The sequence below is a fragment of the Bradyrhizobium sp. sGM-13 genome (assembly GCF_018398875.1).
In the GTDB taxonomy this organism is placed as follows: Bacteria; Pseudomonadota; Alphaproteobacteria; order Rhizobiales; family Xanthobacteraceae; genus Bradyrhizobium.
The window spans coordinates 20,616-41,817 of the sequence record NZ_JAGWDK010000027.1; the positions used below are offsets into that span (position 1 = coordinate 20,616).

General features: G+C 62.3%; 15 protein-coding genes. 3 read left to right on the forward strand and 12 right to left on the reverse strand.

Annotated elements, in window-relative coordinates:
* Window positions 1-46 precede the first annotated feature (46 nt).
* Together KJQ96_RS30015 and KJQ96_RS30020 are read right to left on the reverse strand one after the other, a co-directional pair.
* Window positions 47-1,450: an efflux RND transporter periplasmic adaptor subunit gene (locus KJQ96_RS30015; RefSeq protein ID WP_213289969.1), complete on the reverse strand. Its 1,404-nt coding sequence runs from the start codon at window positions 1,448-1,450 to the stop codon at window positions 47-49.
* Entirely contained in the window at window positions 1,440-2,900 is a 1,461-nt protein-coding gene (locus KJQ96_RS30020) for an efflux transporter outer membrane subunit (RefSeq protein ID WP_309142485.1), read from the reverse strand. The genes KJQ96_RS30015 and KJQ96_RS30020 overlap by 11 nt, the downstream gene beginning before the upstream one ends.
* 684 nt (window positions 2,901-3,584) lie before the next feature.
* On the opposite strand from KJQ96_RS30020, the gene KJQ96_RS30025 reads away from it, so the two are divergent.
* Together KJQ96_RS30025 and KJQ96_RS30030 are read left to right on the forward strand one after the other, a co-directional pair.
* Complete coding sequence (locus tag KJQ96_RS30025) at window positions 3,585-4,814, forward strand: cyclopropane-fatty-acyl-phospholipid synthase family protein (RefSeq protein ID WP_213289970.1); 1,230 nt, start codon at window positions 3,585-3,587, stop codon at window positions 4,812-4,814.
* Between the two features lie 93 nt (window positions 4,815-4,907).
* Window positions 4,908-5,948, forward strand: a complete 1,041-nt coding sequence (locus tag KJQ96_RS30030; protein WP_213289971.1) for a cysteine synthase A — start codon at window positions 4,908-4,910, stop codon at window positions 5,946-5,948.
* A gap of 113 nt (window positions 5,949-6,061) precedes the next feature.
* On the opposite strand, the gene KJQ96_RS30035 is transcribed toward KJQ96_RS30030, so the two are convergent.
* From KJQ96_RS30035 to KJQ96_RS30050, 4 genes are read right to left on the reverse strand one after another with little or no spacing between them, the layout of a single operon-like run.
* Complete coding sequence (locus tag KJQ96_RS30035; RefSeq protein WP_057844192.1) at window positions 6,062-6,805, reverse strand: amino acid ABC transporter ATP-binding protein; 744 nt, start codon at window positions 6,803-6,805, stop codon at window positions 6,062-6,064.
* Between the two features lie 10 nt (window positions 6,806-6,815).
* A complete protein-coding gene (locus KJQ96_RS30040; protein ID WP_213289972.1) occupies window positions 6,816-8,339 on the reverse strand; it encodes an amino acid ABC transporter permease in 1,524 nt (507 codons plus the stop codon).
* Window positions 8,336-9,541 (reverse strand): amino acid ABC transporter permease, encoded by a 1,206-nt coding sequence (locus KJQ96_RS30045; protein WP_213289973.1) that lies wholly within the window; start codon window positions 9,539-9,541, stop codon window positions 8,336-8,338. Before KJQ96_RS30045 ends, KJQ96_RS30040 begins: the two co-directional genes overlap by 4 nt.
* Window positions 9,542-9,565: 24 nt before the next feature.
* Window positions 9,566-10,582: an amino acid ABC transporter substrate-binding protein gene (locus tag KJQ96_RS30050; protein ID WP_213289974.1), complete on the reverse strand. Its 1,017-nt coding sequence runs from the start codon at window positions 10,580-10,582 to the stop codon at window positions 9,566-9,568.
* A gap of 335 nt (window positions 10,583-10,917) precedes the next feature.
* On the opposite strand from KJQ96_RS30050, the gene metC reads away from it, so the two are divergent.
* Complete coding sequence (metC, locus tag KJQ96_RS30055; protein WP_213289975.1) at window positions 10,918-12,111, forward strand: cystathionine beta-lyase; 1,194 nt, start codon at window positions 10,918-10,920, stop codon at window positions 12,109-12,111.
* Window positions 12,112-12,281: 170 nt separating this feature from the next.
* Here the strand turns inward: metC and KJQ96_RS30060 are convergent, their stop codons facing one another.
* The 6 genes from KJQ96_RS30060 to KJQ96_RS30085 form a co-directional block, all read right to left on the reverse strand.
* Entirely contained in the window at window positions 12,282-15,578 is a 3,297-nt protein-coding gene (locus KJQ96_RS30060) for a LuxR C-terminal-related transcriptional regulator (RefSeq protein ID WP_213289976.1), read from the reverse strand.
* A 1,099-nt stretch (window positions 15,579-16,677) separates the two neighbouring features.
* The gene (locus KJQ96_RS30065) at window positions 16,678-16,920 is read right to left on the reverse strand and encodes a hypothetical protein (protein WP_213289977.1); all 243 of its coding nucleotides are present in this window, start codon (window positions 16,918-16,920) and stop codon (window positions 16,678-16,680) included.
* Between the two features lie 226 nt (window positions 16,921-17,146).
* Window positions 17,147-18,178, reverse strand: coding sequence for a 4-hydroxythreonine-4-phosphate dehydrogenase PdxA (locus KJQ96_RS30070; protein WP_213289978.1), 1,032 nt, complete (start codon window positions 18,176-18,178; stop codon window positions 17,147-17,149).
* A complete protein-coding gene (locus KJQ96_RS30075; protein WP_213289979.1) occupies window positions 18,175-19,701 on the reverse strand; it encodes a tripartite tricarboxylate transporter permease in 1,527 nt (508 codons plus the stop codon). The genes KJQ96_RS30070 and KJQ96_RS30075 overlap by 4 nt, the downstream gene beginning before the upstream one ends.
* Before the next feature lie 11 nt (window positions 19,702-19,712).
* A complete protein-coding gene (locus KJQ96_RS30080) occupies window positions 19,713-20,195 on the reverse strand; it encodes a tripartite tricarboxylate transporter TctB family protein (protein ID WP_213289980.1) in 483 nt (160 codons plus the stop codon).
* Between the two features lie 10 nt (window positions 20,196-20,205).
* Window positions 20,206-21,198, reverse strand: coding sequence for a tripartite tricarboxylate transporter substrate binding protein (locus tag KJQ96_RS30085; RefSeq protein WP_213289981.1), 993 nt, complete (start codon window positions 21,196-21,198; stop codon window positions 20,206-20,208).
* Between the last annotated feature and the right edge of the window lie 4 nt (window positions 21,199-21,202).

Sequence of the window (21,202 nt, forward strand, 5' to 3'; positions counted from 1 at the left end):
TTGCGTGCTCACTTTACAAATTAATGTCAGGCGTGCGGCGCATCGATCATGGCTGCGACTTCGCAGCGCCGCCGCGCGCTGGCTCGGCCGGTGCCGGGCCGGTTTGTCCCTTTTGATCGCCCTCGCCGCGCTCGCGCTTGCCGCGGCGCTCGTCATCGTTTGCTTGACCCTCCTTGCCCGAACCTGCCTTGGAGTCTCCCTTGGCATCGGGGCTGCGGCTGCGCTTGCGCGGCGCGAGGTCGGCGGTTGGCGCCCTGTCGTCGGTGCCAACCAAGACCTTGGCGCCGTCGGACAGATTGGCGAAGCCGGTGGTCACCACGCGGTCGGAGATCGAAAGCCCGCTCGCGATAACGGCATCATGTTCGTTCTGCTGCGTCACCACGACCGGCTTTGCGGTCGCGACATTGTCGGGGCCGATCACATAGCTGAATGTCCCAACCGGACCACGTTGCACCGCGGAGCTCGGCACCACGATTGCCTTCTCCAGCGTTTCGACCTTCAGCCGCACATTGACGAACTGTCCGGGCCAGAGCTGGAATTTGGAGTTGGGAAACTCCGCCTTCAGCTTCAGCGTGCCGGTGGTCGGATCGACCTGGTTGTCGATGCCTTTGAGCGTACCGGTGTCGATGACGGTCACGCCGTCATTGCCGAACACGTCCACCGCCAGCACGCCCTTGGCGGCGGCAGCGTTGACCCGCACGATCTGCTGCTGCGGCAGGCTGAACTGCACCGCGATCGGCTGCAGTTGGGTGATGATGACGAGGCCGGTGACGTCGGAGGCGCGGATGATGTTGCCCTGATCGACCTGGCGCAGGCCGGCACGCCCAGACAACGGCGCGATGACCTTGGTATAGCCGAGCATCGCCTTGGCATTGTCGATCGCGGCTTGATCGGCCTGCACTAGCGCTTCCTGCTGGGCGACCACGGCGCGCTGCGTATCGGCCTGCTGCTTGGAGCCGGCATTCGACGCGGCGAGCTGCTGATAGCGCGCCAGATCGAGCTTCTGGTTGGCGAGCAGCGCTTCGTCCTGCGCCTTCTTCGCCACCGCCTGGTCGTACTGTGCCTGGTAGATCACGGGATCGATTTCGGCCAGCACGTCGCCCTGCTTGACGTCCTGACCTTCGACGAAGTTCACCTTGATCAACTTGCCGTCGACCTGGGCGCGCACCGTCACCGTGTTCAGCGCGCGGACCGAGCCCACGGCATCGAGATAGACGGGCACATCCTGCGTGCGGGGCATAGCCGCCAGCACCGGCACCGGGAGATCGGGACGTGCGCCGGGCCCGCCACGGCCGGTCTGCTTCTGCTGAAAGGCGTTCCAGCCGAGGTAGCCGAGGCCGCCGAGGATCAACAGCGTGATCGAAAGCGACACCATCCGCCGGCCAATGCCGCGCACGACGCGCTTGCGCGCCGTCTTCGGGTCGTCCTTCACTTCCGGCTTAAAGAGCATTGACCGGCCTTTCCATCCTGGGCTCCCAGCCGCCCCCCAGCGCCTGATAGAGGCTGACGATTGCCAGCAGCCGGGCCAGTTGAGCCTGCGACAGCGCATCCTCGGCCTGGAACAATGTTAGCTGCGTATTTAGCACGACTACGATGTCGGCGGTCCCGGCCCGTAACTGCTGCTCGGACAATTCAAATGCCCGCCGCGACGACGCCACGACCTCGCGCTGCAGCCGCAGTCTCTCGGTGGTCTGGCGGATCGACATCAGGGCGTTATCGACATCGGCAAAGGCCTGCACCACCGTCTTGCGGTAGGTCTGCAGCAGTTCATCCTGCAGCGCCTTGGTGAGCTCGAAATTGCCGAGAATCCTGCCGCCGTCGAAGATCGGTTGGGTCAGGCTGCCGACCATGCTGAAGAACGCGGCTTGCGGCTGAAACAGCGCCGTCAACGCCGAGCTTTGATAACCGCCCTGCCCCGTCAGTTGAATGCTCGGAAAGAACTGCGCGCGGGCGCTGCCGACATTAGCAGTGGCCGAGGCAAGCTGCGCTTCCTGCCGGCGGATGTCAGGGCGCTGCGTCAGCAACTCGGAAGGCAGGCCCGGTGTGACACGTGGCGCGGCAATCCGATTGAGGGTTCCGCCGGTGACACGCACGGATTCTGGCGGACGCGACACCAAAGTCGCCAGCGCGTTGATGTTCTGGTCGAGCGTCTGCCGCAGCGGCGGCACCAGCGCGCGCTGGTTGGCCACCACGCTTTCCTGTTGCGCGACGTCGAGGTCGGTACCGGTGCCGGCTCTGAAGCGCTCCTTGATCGCGTTCAGGATGCGCTCGGCGCTCGCGATGTTTCGCTGTGCGGTACGAATCCGATCCTGCGCGGCGAGCACTTGGAAATAGGCATTGGCAACCGTCGTCAGCGTGGTCAGCGCGATGACGTCGCGGTCAAAGCGGCGGGCAACCGCAGTCTCCTCCGCCGCCTGGGCGGCGTCGCGGTTCTTGCCCCAGAAATCCAATTCGTAGCTGGCGCTGAGCGAGGCCGAGTAATTGACCACCTCACGGCCGCCAATGGACAGGCCGCTGGCGCTCGAACCGGAGGTGCGGGAATAGCTCTCCGATCCGGTGCCGCTGAGAGTTGGCAGCAGCGCCGCGCCCGCGATTCGTGCCTGCGCATCGGCCTGCTTGAACCGCGCGCTGGCGGCCGCAATATCTAGATTGACGGTCTGCGCCTCTTCCATCAGGCCCGTCAGCTCCCGCGAACGAAATCCGCGCCACCAGTCGAGCGTCGGCGGCGCATCCGCGGCCTTCGAAAGCCGCGCCGCCTTGTAGCCTTCGGGGATGTCGAGCGCAGGGTCGGGAAGGTCCTTGGTCAGGATGCAGCCCGCGGAGCTGGCGACGAGGCCAAGCACGGCAAGCGATCGCGCCAGCCGCTTGCCGCCCGGAATGAGAACAGGCCAACCTTCGATCGCAGCAGTTGCAATTCGCTGGGTCACACCCGTTCTCCACCGGGCAAATCCCGGCCCGGCGCAATATGAGCGCTTCTCCTGTTGGGCTGCGATACGTTCACAGGGGGTGATGCTTCCGTTGGAACCGAACTCCGATATTAGCCTTGCGATCAGCACGCGGACAGCCCCGCGCAGCCTCTCGCCGATCATGCGTTCAGGTGCGTAAAACGGGCGACAATGAGCTCACTTCCCTTTGTTTTGTAGGGCTTGGAACGATATCGGGCTGCCGCAGGACCGCCGAATTCTTACGAAGATTTCATGGGGTTTTTCCCCTGTTCTGACGCCCGATACCGGGTCGTCGCACAGCGGAGCCCCCGGCCTGTGGCCGAATTGAAACTCCAGGAACAGCCGAATCTCGCGCATCGACCGGACACCGTTTCCACGAGACTCGGCCATCGCTTCGGCTATCGCGTGACGAGCCTGCTGGATCGATCTGGACGTGGCCGACTCTGCGTCAACCGCGGCTCCACAGTTTCCAGGAGGCATGCGGGCCGATTCCACGGCAGGCCGCGGCCTTCAATACCGGCTTGGCGAGCGGAAAAATCACCGTTTATACTTCGCCGGCGTTGTCCACCCGTGCCAAGCATTGAAGCAGGGTCGATCGGCCATGCGAAGCCCGGTAAACCGCAATTCGATGGATCGCACATGCCCGAGTTGATTTCGGTCACATCGGAAACTGTAGACGCGACGTTTCCGGAATTGCCCCGCATGGCCCGGCTGGCGCTCGGCTTTGGTTCAAAGCTGCAACGCGGCACGCTCGACGTGACGCTGGCCGACGGCCGCGTGGTCCGGTTGGGCGGCAACGCGCCGGGTCCAGCCGCCGTGATGAAGATTTACGATTACGGCTTTGCCTCGCGGCTCTTGCGCGGCGGCGACATCGGCATCGCGGAAGCCTATCTGTGCGGTGAGTGGGACACGCCCGATCTCACGCAATTTCTCTATCTGTTCTGCGTCAACCAGGACTGGATGCAGACCATGCTGGTCGGCAATCCGCTGACGCGCACCTTCCAAGCCGTCAGGCATTGGCTCAACCGCAACACAAAGCGGCAGGCTCGCCGCAACATCTATGCGCATTACGACATCGGCAACGCCTTCTATTCGGCGTGGCTCGATCCCAGCATGACCTATTCGTCGGCGCTGTTCGAGGACGACACGCCCGATCTGACGGCCGCGCAGCACAACAAATACCGGCGGCTCGCCGAGGCCATCGATCTGCGGCCGGGCCAGAAGCTGTTGGAGATCGGCTGCGGCTGGGGCGGCTTTGCCGAATACGCCGCCAAGACGTTCGGCGCCAAGGTCGTAGGCCTCACCATCAGCAAAGAACAGCGCGAGTTCGCACAGGCGCGCATTCAGAACGCCGGACTCAGCGATAGGGTCGAGATCAAGCTGCAGGACTACCGCGACGAGCGCGACCGCTATGACCGGATCGTCTCGATCGAGATGATCGAGGCGGTTGGCGAGCAATTCTGGCCGAAATATTTTTCACAGTTGCGCGACCGCCTGCTGCCGGGTGGCCTCGCCGGTATCCAGGCCATCACCATCCAGGACAGCCTGTTCCAGGCCTATCGCCGCGAAGTCGACTTCATCCAGCGCTACGTCTTTCCGGGCGGCATGCTGCCGTCGCCGCAGATCCTGAAAACACTCGGCGAACGCTTCGGCGTTCCCGTCATCCGCGAACGTATCTTTGGGCAAGATTATGCCAAGACACTTGCGATCTGGCGAAGCAATTTCCGCGCGGCCTGGCCGAACCTGACGCCGTCGGGTTTCGACGATCGCTTCCGGCGGCTGTGGGAATATTACCTCGCCTATTGCGAGGCCGGTTTCCTGTCCGGAAATATCGACGTGCGCCAGGTGGTGTTTGCGAAATCGGGCTGATCGCCCTGCCCCAACGCTGGCTTGTGCGGCTGGCGGCCCTCCTTTAGGGTCGTCGCCTAACGATTAGGCAAACAAACCGGCGATTTCAAAGACATGGCCTTCAACAACGACGTCATCGAAGCGATCGGCAACACGCCCCTCATCAAGCTGAAGCACGCTTCCGAAGCGACCGGCTGCACCATTCTCGGCAAGGCCGAATTCATGAATCCCGGCCAGTCGGTCAAGGACCGCGCCGGCAAATGGATGATCCTCGAAGCCGAAAAGCGCGGCGATCTCAAGCCGGGCGGGCTCGTGGTGGAATCAACCGCCGGCAATACCGGCATCGGGCTCGCCGTGGTCGCGAGCGCCCGCGGCTACCGCACGCTAATCCTGATCCCGGAAACGCAGAGCCAGGAAAAGAAGGACATGCTGCGGCTGTGCGGCGCCGAGCTCGTCGAGGTGCCGCAACTGCCCTATGCCAATCCCAACAACTACCAGCATGTCGGGCGGCGGCTCGCCGACCAGCTTCGCAAGACCGAGCCGAACGGCGTCTTGTTTGCTGACCAGTGGAACAACCTCGACAACGCCAAGGCGCACTACGAATCCACCGGACCCGAGATCTGGGAGCAGACCGGCGGCAAGGTCGACGGCTTTATCTGCTCGGTCGGCACCGGCGGCACGCTCGCGGGCGTCAGCCGCTTTCTGAAGGAGAAGAACAAGGACATCGTGACCGCCTGTGCCGATCCGCACGGCTTTGCGATGTACGAGCTGTTCAAGCATGGCACCGCCAAATCGACGCCGGGCGACTCGATCACCGAAGGCATCGGGCTCGGCCGCGTCACGCCCATCATCGAGACCGCTGTTGTCGACGATGCTTTCCTAGTTTCGGACGAGGAAGCCGTAACGGTGATCTACGAATTGCTCGAGCAGGAAGGCCTGTGCCTCGGCGGCTCCACCGGTATTAACGTCGCTGGCGCGATCCGATTGGCAAAGCAGCTCGGCCCCGGCAAAACCATCCTCACCGTGCTGGCCGATTCCGGCGGCCGCTATCAGTCGAAGCTGTTCAATCCGGCATTCATGCGCTCGAAGAACCTGCCGGTGCCGGCATGGCTGGAGAGGCACACCAAGATCGACGTGCCGTTCGAGAAGGTTTAGACCAGCATCGTCATTCCGGGGCGATGCGCAGCATCGAACTATGGGGCGCGCTTGCGCCCCTGAGAATCTCGAGGTTCCGGATTCGCGCTTCGCGCGCCCCGGAACGACAGCCGCTAATGCCGCAATATCTGGCTCAGGAACAGCTTCGTCCGCGCGTGCTGCGGGTTGGCGAAGAATTCATGCGGCGTGTTTGACTCGATTACCTGGCCCGCGTCCATGAAGACCACGCGGTTGGCGACTTCGCGGGCAAATCCCATTTCGTGGGTGACTACCAGCATGGTCATGCCTTCCTTGGCGAGATCGACCATGGTGTCGAGCACTTCCTTGACCATTTCCGGGTCGAGCGCCGAAGTCGGCTCGTCGAACAGCATCACCTTCGGGTTCATGGTCAGCGCGCGGGCAATGGCGACGCGCTGCTGCTGACCGCCCGACATCTGGCCGGGATATTTGTTGGCCTGATGCGGGATCTTGACCCGCTCCAGGAATTTCATCGCGGTCGCCTCGGCGTCCTTTTTCGGAATATTGCGTACCCAGATCGGCGCCAGTGTGCAGTTCTCAAGCACGGTCAGGTGCGGAAACAGGTTAAAGCTCTGGAACACCATGCCGACCTCGCGGCGGACTTCATCCACCCGCCTTAGGTTCGGACCGAGTTCGATGCCCTCGACCACGATCTGGCCTTCCTGGAATTCCTCCAACGCGTTGATGCAGCGGATCAGCGTCGACTTGCCCGAGCCTGAGGGGCCGCAGATCACGATGCGCTCGCCCTTGGCGACATCGAGGTTGATGTCGCGCAGCACGTGAAAATCGCCGTACCATTTGTTGAGTGCGTTGATGCCAACGATCGAGTTTGCGGTCATGGTGATGTACTCAGTTGCGACGATGGGCGTTCAGCCGGTTCTCGACGAACAGCGAGTAACGCGACATCCCGAAGCAGAAGACGAAATAGATCAGTCCGGTAAAGGCAAAGCCGGTGAACAGCGTCGTCGGCGTCGACCAGACCGGATCGCTGAAGGAAGCCCTGAGCTGCCCCAGGAGATCGAACAGCGCGACGATCGAGACCAGCGAGGTATCCTTGAACAGCGCGATGAAGCTGTTGACGAGGCCGGGGATGACGTGGCGCAGCGCCTGCGGCATCACGATCAGCGCCGTGGTCTTGGCCCAGGAGAGGCCAAGCGCGCTCGCCGCCTCCGCCTGTCCGCGCGGAATCGCCGCCAGGCCCCCGCGGATGACTTCAGCCTGGTAGGCGCCGGCGAACAGCGCAATGCCGATCAAGGCGCGCATCAGCCCGTCGATAGTGAAGCCGGTCGGGACGAACAGCGGCAACATGTATGTCGCGAAGAACAGCACGGTTATCAGCGGAACGCCGCGCCAGAACTCGATGAAGGCAATCGAGAAAATCCGGATCAGCGGAATGGTCGAGCGCCGCCCCAGCGCGAGCGCTATGCCGACGGGCATCGAGGCGACGATGCCGGTAACGGATACCACCAGCGTCACCAGTAGGCCGCCCCACAACCGCGTGTCGACCTCCGGAAGTCCACCGTTATCGAGCCCCATCACCGCGATCACCAGCGCGATGGCGACAAAGACCCCAAGGCAGGTGATGAGCGGACGCCAGCCGGAGCGCAAGCCGCCGCCGAGCCAGAACAGCAGCGCCGAAACGATCACCGTGGTCGCGGCGAGATCGGCCCAGACCGGCTGGCCGGAGGCCTGGATCTGGTCGCGCAGCCAGGTCAGCGGCAGCAGCACCCAGCCAACCACCGTGCTCACCAGCACGATCAGCTTGCCGATGACCCACAACAGCGGTCCGATGATGGCCGTCGCCTCGCCGGAGGCCACCAGCTTCCTGCCGCCGTCGCCGATACTGTCGTTGAAGCCAGAGAGAAGCCCGGCCGTCCAGCTCACGCCGAAGCCGCCGATCCCGCCGCCGCGCAGCAGGAAGAAGCCAATGACGGGAAACGCCAGGAAGAACAGGATGGCGTTCGGCCCCTTGGCCGGCAAACGCGGAATCAGCAGCGGCACCAAAAGGATCGCGGCAAGAATGAAGGTCAAATTGACCCGCCAGCGTTCCGGCTCCGGATAGAATCCGTAGATGAATTGCGAGAACTTGGCCTGAATGAAGGGCCAGCAGGCGCCAACCACATCGCCGGGATTTTTCGGGAGGCAGGCGGTGCGGTCCTTGCCGATCCAGACCGCATCGATGAACGCGAATTTCAGCGCGGGCACCAGGATGACCCACAGCAACAACACGCTGACGATGGTAATCAGGATGTTGGTCGGCGAATTGAACAGACGCGTGCGCAGGAAGCCGACGAACCCGGTGGTCTTCACCGGCGCGGCCCGCTCGGGCACGAGGTCTTGGCGGACGAAAATGGATGAAGTCGTGTCGCTCATCCGCCCATGCTCCGGCTGATCCGCCACCCATAGAAACTCATGATTGCGCTGGTGACCAGCGAGATCAGGAGATAGACGCCCATGGTGATACCGATGATTTCGATCGCCTGCCCGGTCTGGCTCAGCGTGGTTCCGGCGAACACCGAGACCAGATCGGGATAGCCGATCGCGACCGCCAGCGAGGAGTTCTTTGTCAGGTTGAGATACTGGTTGGTGAGCGGCGGCAGGATCACGCGCATCGCCTGCGGGATCACGATCAGCCGCAGCACCGAACCGCGCTGCAGCCCGAGCGAGGAGCCGGCTTCCATCTGGCCCTTATGCACGGAGAGAATGCCCGCGCGCACGATCTCGGCGATGAAGGCTGCCGTGTAGGTCGACAGCGCCAGCGTCAACGCGACGAATTCCGGTATCAGCCGCGAGCCGCCGGCGAAGTTGAAGCCCCTGAGCACGGGCACCTCAAACGTGACAGGCACGCCGAAAATCAGCACGCTGAGCAGCGGCAGGCCGATCACCATGCCGAGCGCATAGGGCCAGACCTTGATCACCGTGCCGCTCTGGAAGAGCTGACGGCGTGCGTATCGCCACAATGCGATCGCTGCGACGATCGCAACCAGCACGGCGACGACGAAAGGCTCGAAGCCGGCCTGACCGATCGGCTTCGGAATAACCAGCCCGCGATTGCTGAGAAAGAAACTGTCGAAGACCGAGATGCTCTGCCGCGGATTAGGCAAAGCGGCGAGCACCGCGAGATACCAGAACAGGATCTGGAACAGCAGCGGCAGGTTGCGGATCAGTTCGACATAGCCGCCCGAGATTCGCGCCAGTAGCCAGTTCGGCGACAGCCGGCCGAGGGCAACCAGGAAGCCGATCAGGGTGGCGAAGAAAATGCCGATCACCGAGACCAGCAACGTGTTGAGCAGGCCAACCACAAAGACGCGCGTGTAGGGATCGGACCCCGAATAGGGGATCAGGCTCTGGCTGACGTCAAAGCCGGCATTGTTGGCAAGGAAGCCGAAGCCCGCGGTGATCCGCTGCGCCTGCAGATTGGCGCGGGCATTGGCGACGATCTCGTAGGAGATCCATGCGAGCGCGGCGACGAACAGCAGTTGCAGGACGAAGCCGCTCCAGCCAGCACGGCCGCCGAGCGCGCGCTGCAGCCTGGGAAGTAGCTGCGATGGTGGTTTTCGGGGTTCGATGGCCATCGCCGCAGCCCCTCTCGCTGGCGCTTAGCGGATCGGCGGGGCGTACTGGATACCGCCCTTGCTCCAGAGTTGGTTGAGGCCGCGGGCAATACCGAGCTTGGAGCCGGAACCGACATTGCGCTCGAAGGACTCGCCGTAATTGCCGACCGCCTTCACGATCCGCACCATCCAGTCCTTGGTCAGGCCGAGTTGCTCGCCCAGATTGCCGTCGGTGCCGACGGCGCGCTTGACCTCAGGTTTGTCGGACTTGGCCATCTCGTCCACATTCTTCTGCGTCAAGCCAAGCTCTTCGGCGCCGACCATCGCATAAAGCGTCCATTTCACGATATCGAACCATTGATCGTCGCCATGGCGGACCATCGGCCCGAGCGGTTCTTTCGAGATCACCTCGGGCAGCACGACGTGCTCGGCCGGGTTGGCGACCTTCAGGCGTTCGGCATAGAGCTGGGAGACGTCGGACGTGAACACGTCGCACCGGCCGGACTCATAAGCCTTGACGGTCTCGTCGGCAGTCGCGAACGCGATCACCTCGTATTTCATGTTGTTGCCCTTGAAGTAGTCGGCGAGGTTCTGCTCGGTGGTGGTGCCGGTCTGCACGCAAACCGACGCACTGTTGAGCTCCAGCGCCGAATTCACCTTCAGCGACTTCTTCACCAGGAAACCTTGGCCGTCATAATAGGTGACGCCGGTGAAGTTGGCGCCCAGCGAGGTATCGCGCGACAGCGTCCAGGTGGTGTTACGGGACAGCACGTCGATCTCGCCCGACTGCAGCGCGGTGAAACGGTCCTTGGCCGAGAGCGGCACGAACTTGATCTTGGTCGCGTCGTTGAAAATGGCAGCCGCGATCGCCCGGCAAATGTCGACGTCGAGCCCGGTCCAGTTACCCTTGTCGTCCGGCGTCGAGAAGCCCGGCAGGCCCTGGCTGACCCCACAGGACAGCATGCCCCGGTCCTTGATCGTCTTGAGGGTTTGCGCCGAGGCGGCCTGGGCCGAGAGGCCGACGGCAAGGGCAAGGGTAACAACCAGAGATATGCGTTTCATGGGTTAGGCCTTTCAAGGGGACGTCCGGAGATCGTTTTAGGCAACGCCTGACGTTGTGGGGCCAACCCGCTGATCCCTCGCTGAAAAGCGTCGTCCCGACCGTGCATTTAGCGTGCCAATCCGGTCAGGCGGTGGATCTGATATCGCGGCAGGCCCCTCAACTTGCAGCGACTGTTCGTTGGCGCGCATCTCAGAACGACTGGCGTGCCGGGTCAAGGGGTTGACTGCCCTCTTCTGTCTCTTGTTATTAACGCACCCGGCCTCGACCCGCCGCTCGCCGGTGTTTTCGCGATCAAGTTGTGGCTGCGGCATAACGTCTTGGATAATGCAAACGCATGAGCTTTTCGCACGACGGTCCGTCCAACCCGCAAAAGCCCGAAACCAGACTGGTCACGGCGGGCCGCGACACCAAGGGACAAAGGGGGTTCGTCAATCCGGCGGTGTACCACGGGTCGACCGTGCTCTACCCGACCGCCGAGGACCTGCACGCCCACCGCGCCGAATTCTCATACGGGCGTCACGGGAGCCCGACCACACTGGCGCTGCAGGACGTGCTGATATCGCTGGAAGGGCCGCAATGCGCCGGTGTCGGCCTGGCGCCGTCGGGCCTTGCCGCAATCACCACCGCCCTGCTGTCGGTCTTGAAGGCCGGTGATCATCTGCTGGTGACCGATAACGTCTATCGGCCGTCGCGCAACTTCTGCAACGGCATGCTGACCCGTTACGGCGTCGAGGTCGGCTATTTCGACCCGCTGGTCGGCGCCGGGATCGAGAAACTGTTCAAACCGAACACCAGGGCGGTGCTGGTCGAGGCGCCGGGCTCGCAATCGTTTGAAATGAGCGACATCCCTGTCATCGCTGAAGTCGCGCATGCAAGGGACGCGCTCGTCATCGACGACAACACCTGGGCGACGCCACTGTTTCACCGCTCGCTCGACCAGGGCGTCGACATCAGCATGCAGGCCGCTACCAAATATATCGGCGGCCATTCCGACATCATGTTCGGCACGATTTCGGCGAATGCAAAAGCCTGGCCGCTGCTCACCGAGGGTATCCGCCTGCTCGGCGTCTGCGCCGGACCTGACGACGTATTCCTGGCGCTGCGCGGTACCCGCACGCTGTCGGTGCGGCTCGCGCAGCATTATCGCTCGGGCCTGGAAATGGCGCGCTGGCTCGCCGGCCGCCCCGAAGTCCTGCAGGTCTTGCATCCGGCGCTCGAAAGCCATCCCGGCCACGCGATCTGGAAGCGCGACTTCACCGGCGCCTCCGGCCTGTTCAGCATCGTGCTGAAGCCGGTGCCGCAGAAGGCGGTCGATGCCCTGCTCGATGCGGTCAGGCTGTTTGGCATGGGCTATTCGTGGGGCGGCTTCGAAAGCCTCATCATCCCGTTCGACTGCGATCCCTACCGCACGGCGACCAAATGGTCTCCCGGCGGGCCGACGCTGCGGCTCCACATCGGCCTGGAGAATGTCGACGACCTCAAGGCCGATCTCGAGCGCGGCTTTGCGGCGTTGAGGGCTGCCGTTTAGCGCGTTTTCCAGCGAAGTGGACACCGGTTCGCGTCAAGAAAACGCGTCAAACAAGAATCGAGCCCGGTTCTGATTCAATCAGAACCGAAAAGGCTCTAGGTGGTGTGGACTCTAAGGATTCGCCTTTAGGAGCAAATCAGATTCATAGGGGACTCCGCTGCCAACGCTTTTCACGCGAGCAATTCGTGGGGCAAATGAGCTATGGAATGGTGCTGACCGTTATTGTCGTGACTGGTCGCGTGTTCCGCCAAAGCAGCTGAGCCCATCTTAAGGATTGCCGCCAGCTCGGCGCCATGAACGAGGAGAACGGGCGTATCGTTAAGCGCTTCTAGCTCAACGGCCGCGGAGGGGCTGGAACGGGGAGCCTGATCTTTGAAGTGGAATGCCAGTTCGTGGCCAGCGCCGCCGGCCCCGCACGCGGGTTCGGCCGGCTGGGGGGTGGCCGCTGATGCGTTCGCAGAGGCAGAGTGCGAAGCGTGCGGCGAGTTGCCATGGCCGCCACCGTTACCCCGTGTCACGCTAGGTTCGACGGCCTCGGCCACTTCCATAGTGCTTGCGGATGCCCAGTGTGAAGAGTGCGAGTTGTGGCCGACGCCGTTGCCCGATGTGACGTCCGGTTCGGTTAATTCGCCGGCCGCCAACGCCTTTGCAGAGGCCGAGGGCAAAGCGTGCGGCGAGTTGCCGTGGCCGCCAGCCTTACCCGGTGCGACGCCAGATTCGACCGGCTCGACCGCTTCCATAGTGCTCGCGGATGCCGAGTGTGAAGAGTGCGAGTTGTTGTGGCCCACGCCGTTGCCCGATGCGACGTCCGGTTCGGTTAATTCGCCGGCCGCCAACGCCTTTGCAGAGGCCGAGTGTGAAGCATGCTGCGAGTTACCGTGGCCGCCACCCTTACCCGGTGCGACGCCAGATTCGACGGGCTCGGCCGCTTCCATAGTGCTTGCGGATGCCGAGTGTGAAGAGTGCGAATTGTTGTGACCGACGCCGTTGCCCGATGCAACGCCCGGTTCGGTTGATTCGCCGGCCGCCAATGCCTTTGCAGAGGCCGAAGGCGAAGCGTGCGGCGAGTTGCCATGGCCGCCACTGTTACCCCGTGTCACGCCAGATTCGACGGGCTCTGCGACTGCTACCGGGGCGGCGCTTTGCATCCCAAACTCGAGAATTTCAAACCCGATAGCTGCGGATGCCTTGCCATTCCCGGTTGCTATAGCCCCGTTGTTCGTGTGGACCGGCTCCTTCTTGAAAGTGAGATTTTCCTCGGTCAGGACCGTCGCCTGGTTATGAGCAAGCTCGATTGATGATACGTGAACCGCATCATCGTCGCTCTCCTCGGTTGCATAAGTTGGATCGTCGCCGAAATTGGTGAGCCTACTCGAAACGTTGGAACCGACCCGGTCTCGCCCGAAATGGAATCTCAAGCCGTCGTCGGCAGGCATGGCCCAGATATCAGCCGTTACGAGCTCGCTCTCGCTCGCAGCCGTAGCCAGCTCGGTGCCCGCCGTGAGAACGGTCCCATCGCTCGCAGTCGCCACTAGCAGCGCAGGATCGATTCCTTCCAAAACCGCTGCGACAGCCGCCGCTTCCTGCTCGTAGACGAAATCCGACTCGGCAACGGACACAACTCCCTGCAAATGGATTTCCAGCAGGCCCGGATCGCCGATATCAAGGCTGCGATCCGTCGGATTCACATAGATGATCGTTTCATTGCTCGCGGGGTTGTAGATCCAGGCGAGGGTATGCGGCGGCACGGACTTGCTTGCTGACGTCAGGTGCAGGAACGCCAGAGCGCCGAAAGCCGCCAGGTTGATCTTGTCCTCCCCCGATGTGAAATCGATGATGGTGTCATAGACAAAGATGTCATCATCCTTGCTGCCCGTCAGCTGGTCACCGTCATATCCGTCGATGATGGTATCGCTACCGTTGTTGCCGTTGATGGTGTCGCTGCCGGATACTCCGTAGATCGTGTCGTCTCCACCACCCCTAATCGTATCGTTCCCTGAGCCTCCGTAGATAACGTCCACTAAGCCGGTGCCGTTGAGGGTGTCGTCACCGGCGACGCCATGGATTATGCGGGCCGCGTTACCTTCTCCTGCGACGCCGTCGTCTCCAAACGCGAGCGGCAGGTGGGAGTCGTGGACAACTGGCCCCGAAGCCAGGTTGTCAACATCGTTGGGGTTTACATGGCTGGCGTCATGAATAGTGATCGTCGCCACTTCTGCGGCGCCATCCAGAGTGGCGACCGTGGATGTGTCGATCAGCGTTTCGCCCGGGTCGAGCACCTGCACTGCGGCATGGGAGTTGTCGAGCGTGCAGATCCCCACGGCGGCGGCCGTCATGCTGAAGGTGCCATAGCCTCCATGACTCTTTATCGGAGGCGAGGCAAACTCCAGCGGTGGGAGCTGCTGCTGCGCGGTGGAGCCGCCGGTCTGGTTAATCGCTTGCAGCAGCGGCGAAACGAAACGATAGGGCGTGCCGGATCCAATCGGGCCGTAGCCTTTCGGGAAGTTGGAGAGGACGGCCTGCTCAGCCGCGTGCAGATCTTCCATTCTCGCCGCCAAGTGCGAGATTTGGTTCACCTTAGTTGGGGAGCCCCTCTGGGTGAGCACGACCGTGTCAGCGGGATCTGCAGCGATGACGTGCCCGAGGATCGATTTCTTCCAGAGCTCAAGTACGGAGTGCTCAAGATCCTTGTAGGTGGTGCTGTCCTCATCCAGGAAGGTGTTGTTCGCGTCCGACGGCTTGATGTGGCTCAAGATTGCGAACGCCAGCGCGGCGAGCGAGAGCGCGCCGGAGCCAGTGGATCGTTGTAACAACGCGATCGTAGCGAGCACGGTTCTATTACTGATCTCAAGCTTATGAAATATGTTGTAGAGGTGTACTTTGACTGTGCCTGGCGAAACGTTCAGCTGGCGCGCAATCTCCTTGTTCGACAGACCTTCGGCCACCAGTCGTATGATTTCGCGCTCGCGACACGTGAGCACCCTCATCATTCTTTCGATTTTGGCGCCGTCTACTTCCTTCCCGTTTGGCGAGAGCTCCTGGGACGATTTCGGTCGCGCACTGGTGCCCTCCGTCATCAGCCTCAGGGAACGCAGAATGGTGTCGGGGTTTGCGTAGTTCGAAATTGCACTGCAAGCGCCGGCCGCGATTGCCGCGGTGAGATCGTCATCTCCTTCGGGTTCGGCAAAGAACACCAGCCGAGTGGGAAGATCCTCGGCTTTCGCAATGGCGAGTATCTCGGACACCGTCAGGTCAGGCAACGTATTAGCAATGAGCGCGACGTCGGGTGCCAAATTCCGAATCGCATCGAGGCAGCTTTTTCCGCGGCTACACGACGCAACAATCTCGAAGTCGTGCTGTGCTGCGAATAGGGACCTCAACCCCTGCAGAACGATCGGTTGCCGATCTGCGATCACCAGCCGGATGCAGTGCGTGAATGTTCCTTTGTCCGCGGACACATCTAACATGGGCTTGACCTCGCCTGCCCAGCGCGGTGCCTTAGTCCTCTTGCTACCCCAACACCAAATCTAAACTGTCTGGCGTCGGCAGCCCGGGTTGCCCGCCGCAGTATCTGAACCGGATAACTCATTCCCCGAGGGGAAGGCGAGAAAGCTGCCATCGGTTTGCGTCTTGGTGCGCTGCGAGATGCGTCCAACCCACTTAGAACTCTCAAATATCATGCGTTCAGCATGAACCTTTTTTGTATCCCACTGCAAGCCCGAGTTCTAGCTTGATTGGACTGGACGCGAAAATGGCTGATTGTGCAGTGTCGCAGTTGTATCCGGCAAGCTTGGTTGTAGTGCACTGGTGTTGAACATTTCTCGCTTTGCCGTATCTTACGTTTTATGGATCGCGAGCAAGAAGAATTGGCAATCCATGAAAAGTTGGCGCGCTGTAGACAGCTTGCCAAAGAGTACGTTAGTGAACCAACGGCAGCTCACCTTCGGAATTAGAGGCAGAGTTACTGGCTCAGCTTCGCCGACTAGAGGAGCAGTGAGGCCGGCCCTGTTTCAGCCTCTTCTTCACGGCGCCGCCCCGGACACCTGTCAGTCGACATCGATAGCAGCAGGGCGAGTTTCCGACCAAGCTCATCAAGTTGGTCCGGCAGCTAGCGCCCTTCTCGCTTGGCTTCCCTCGAGGATCGCAATGATCCTACAGTGCAGATAGCAGAGATCTTCCAGACCGATTACTGATTACTGTAAGCGTGTTGCGTTAGTTCCAGCCTCGGAACTAAAATGCCGCAAGCGACGTAAGCAATCCAAGCCCCACCCTCTGAACAGAGCATCGTGCAGAAAAATGCGAGGCCGAAGCACTGCTTGGGTCGACACCGGGGCCGAAGAAGAGGCTCTGCTGGAAAAGATCAGACAGCTAGAGACTGCTGCTCGCATAATCGAGTGGCTATCATCGCTGGGCCTGTACCCTACGGAACTGGGGGCCGGCAGACCAGCCTCCGGGCTGGGATTGTCTGGGAAGACGACCGGAGGCCGCCGTAGTACGCCGGCGTGAGAGTTCGTTCCTAAATTGTCCGCGTAGTTCTACGAAGACCCCAGGTCTCGGCAGATGCTCTCACCCGTCGACGCGGGCGAGCCGAGGTTCTGCTCCCTGATCCGGCCGCACGTCGGCGCCGCGATGGCCGCAAACCGAGCAGACGAATAGGGCCTCCAGATCGGACAGCCGCAGGCTCTCGGGCCAGCAGTCAGCGTCTATCACAACCGAATGCGAGCACTTGTAGTCGCCGCAGAACACATGCAGCCGGCGAGCGCCGGACTGCCGCATTTGCCCAAGGGTGATCGTCTGCTCAAGTAGCATGCACGAAATTCTGCCAAGAGTCACAGCCAGTCTGAATATGGCATCCGCCATAGATTGACTGAGTGGCACGGTCCGGCGGGGCTCATCCGGAAGGTGGACCGGGCCACCTACCAGAGAGTCAAGCAGCGGCCCCGGAGCTCTCCGACTGCTCCGAGGCTGCCACCTGCCTCGACCATCGCCAATCCTCGTCCGCCGAACTTGCGATTCAGGACCCTAGGCCGGCGCTTCACGCAGCCCGATTTCGCAACCCGGCCGCGCCCGCCATCTCAGCCGCGAGCAATAAGGCCGCGCGGCTGGCGCCAACCGAGGCGACGCCTTGGCCGGCGATGTCATAGGCCGTGCCATGCGCCGGCGTACAGATCGGAAACGGGAAGCCGCCGAGCATTGTCACCCCGCGATCGAGGCCCATCAGCTTCATCGCGATCTGGCCCTGGTCGTGGTACATCGTCAGCACCGCATCGAAGGCGCCGTTCTTGGCGCGCAGGAAAACCGTATCGGCCGGAAACGGCCCTTCCGCCGCTATTCCTTCGGCCCGGCCGGCCATAACAGCAGGTTCGATCACATCGATCTCCTCGCGGCCGAAATTGCCGCCGTCACCGGCATGCGGGTTGAGGCCTGCCACCGCGATACGGGGCTCGGCAAAGCCGGCCTGTCGCATGCAGGCATCGGTCAGTTTCAGCGCGCGATGAATACGTTCGACGGAGAGGCGCGAGGCCACGTCCTTGAGCGCGATGTGCGAGGTGACGCGGGCATTCCAGAGCCTGTCGAGCACGTTGAATTCGCTGGCTGGCGTTTTCAGGCCGGCGACCTCGGTGGAGAACGCGATCTCGTCATCATACTCTGCGCGCGCGAGCCGCATCGCCTTCTTGTTGAACGGCGTGAAGCAGACGGCGTCGGCCTGCCCGTCGCGCGCCAGCGTGAGCGCGCGACGATAATTCTCCAGCGCGAAAGCACCACCGGCCTGGCTCGCGACACCACGTTCGATGGTCACCGGATCGAGATGACCAAGGTCCATAAAAGCGGCGTCACTGCCGATTGTTCGCGGGTCCACAGATGGCGCGACATTTGGCAGGTTCGTCGTGACGCCGGCCACGCGCGCGCCTTCGTTGAAAACGCGGCGGTCTCCGATCACGATCAGGCGTGCGCGGGAAAGGATTTCATCGAGGCAGGCGAGTTTTGCGGTCAACTCCGGGCTGATACCGGCGGGGTCTCCCATCGCCAGCGCGATCACCGGCTTGCCGGGGCTATGCAGCTTCATATGATCCTCACCTTTTCATCAGCGGCTTCGTCCGGCTTTCGCAGCAGACGCACGACCTGCAGGGCGAGCGGAAGCAGCAGCAACGCCATTCCGGCCAAAACGAGGGTCGTCACCAGCCGGTTTGCAAAGAATATCCCGAGCGATCCCTTCGACATCAGCATGGCCTGCCGGAACGCGTCCTCAGCCTTGTCGCCGATCACGATCGCAAGCACCAACGGAGCCAACGGATAATGCAACTTCTTGAAGAGATAGCCGACGACACCGAAGCCGAGCATCAAGACGACGTCGAGATAGGAGTTCGAGACCGAATAGGCGCCCACCACGCAGATGATGACGATCAGGGGGGCGATGACGGCGAAGGGAATGCGCATCAGGGCGGCGAACACGGGAACGGTGAGCAGCACGAGCGCAACCGCAACGATGTTGCCGACATACATTGAGGCGATCAGCCCCCAGACGAAATCCTTCTGGTCGACGAACAGCATCGGTCCGGGATTCAATCCCCAGATCATCAGTCCGCCCATCATGACAGCAGCCGTAGCCGAGCCGGGAATGCCGAGTGAGAGCATCGGCAATAGCGCGCTGGTGCCGGCGGCGTGGTCGGCCGTCTCGGGCGCGACGATGCCCTCGGCCTCGCCGGTGCCGAAACGCGCGCCATTGCGCGAGAAGCGCTTGGCGATACCGTAGCTCATGAAGGAAGCCGCGGTCGGACCGCCTGGCGTGATCCCCATCCAGCAGCCGATGGCGGCGCTGCGTAGCAACGCAATGCCGTGCTGCGGCAGACGGCCGAGCGCCCGGAAGACTTCCCTCCAATCCACCCTCGACGAGACCGCGCGGGCCTGAAACTCCTCCTCCACCGCAATCAGCAACTCGCCGATACCGAACAGCCCCATCACGGCAACGACGAAGCTGACGCCCTTCACCAGCTCGTCGATACCCATGGTGAGCCGCACGCTGCCCGAGACCGTATCGATGCCGATCGCGGCGATGGCAAAGCCGATCGCGAGTGCCACCACCGTCTTGATCGGCGCCGCACCGCCCATGCCGACGAAACTGGCGAAGGCGAGGAAATAGACCGCGAAGTATTCGGGCGGTCCGAAGGCGAGCGCCACCTGTGCCACCCACGAAGCCAGAAACGTAATCAGAATCACGCCGACAAGCGCGCCGAACGCCGCCGAGCCGAAAGCGGTGGCCAGCGCCGTTGTCGGCCTGCCATCGCGCGCCATCGGATAGCCGTCGAAGGTGGTGGCGACCGACGAAGGTTCGCCCGGGATATTGAACAGAATCGACGTCACCGAGCCGCCGAACAACGCGCCCCAATACATGCTCGAGAGCAGGATGATCGCCGACACCGGCTGCATGCCAAAGGTCAGCGGCAGCAATAGCGACACTCCGTTTGGCGCACCAAGGCCGGGCAAAACGCCGACGAGAATGCCGAGCAGAACGCCGATCACCATCAGCGTCAGGTGCGGAACGGTGATCGCGATGGTGAAACCGTGCAGCAGCGATTGAAGGTTTTCCATCGCCCGTCCCTTCAGAAACCGAACGCGGCGGCGAGCGCGCCGTGCGGCAGCGACACCTGGAACATGCGCTCGAACACGACGTAAAGCGCAAGCGGCGTAGCCGCGGCGATGACAAGCGCGCGCAAGACCGATTGCCGTTTCGGCAACGCCAGGACCGCAAAAACGTAGCCCGCCGAGGCGAGATACATTCCAACCATTGGAATGACGGCGACGAAAATCGCGGCTGGAACGAACAAGCCCGCGAGGCGGCGCAACTCGGATGGCGTGATGGCTGTCCTGACCATTGCGAGGGTGCCGCGCCCCATGGCGCCCTGCCCCATGGTGTAAAGGCTGCCGAGTACGATGATGATGCCGGTCAGGAACGGAAACGTACCGGCATCGACGCCGGCGCTCGACCAGCCGATGCCGTTGTCGATGCTAGAAACAACGACAACGACGCCAAAGAATCCAGTCAGCGCCGCGGCGACTATCTCGAGCGCGCGTCGTGATATCATCGGTCCGGCCCTACTTCACCAGCCAGCCCTGTTCGCCCGCGACCTGCTTTACATGTTCGAGGTCCTGCTTGATGAAGTTGTCGAGCGCAGCGCCGGTCAGGAAGGTATCAACCTGCGAGGTCTTTTCGATGTAATCCTTCCATTCCGGCGTCGCCTGCACCTTCTTCAATAGATCGACGTAGAACGCCGCCTGCTCCGGGCTGACCTTGCCGGGCAGCCACACCGTGCGCGGCTGCTCATATTGCGAAATCGCAAGCCCTTGCTCGACACAGGTCGGCACGTCGCTCCAGCCTTCTGACGTCGTGACCTTCGGCCCCTGCGGCAACCGCTTCGGGCTGAACGCGCAAAGCGGACGCTGGGTGCTGCCGCGCCATTGCCCAAGACTCTCGGAGGGATTGTTGACGTGGGCATCGATGTGGCCGCCGGCCAGTTGCACGGCAGCCTCAGCGCCGCTCTTGAATGGGATGTAGGTGAATTTGACGCGCGCCGCCTTCTCGATCATCCGCGTCAGCACCTCGTCGGTGTCCTTGGACTGCGCGCCGCCCATCTTGAACTCGGTCGCGGCCGCCGCCTTGAGAAAGTCGCCCGCCGTCTTGTAGGGCGCGTCCTGTTTCACCCACAGCAGGAATTCGTCCTGCGCCATCGCGGCGATCGGGGTGAGATCGGTGTAGTTGAAGGCGACTTTGGAAACGAGCGGTTGCTGCCACGCGTTCGAGGTACCGAAGATTACCTTGTAGGGATCGCCGGCGGACGCCTTGCCGTAGACATAGCCTTCCGCCCCGCTGCCGCCGCCCTTGTTGACGACCACGATCGGCTGGTCGGTCAGCTTGTATTTGGTAACGATGCTCTGGACGGCGCGCGCAAGATTGTCGGTGCCGCCGCCCGGTCCCGCGGTAGCGACGAATTCGATCGGCTTCTGCGGCTGCCAGGCCGCGGTGGCCGGGAGCGCGCCCGCGAGCATGAAAGCCGTCGTGGACAGCAGCAGTTTTGACGTGATCTTCATGGTT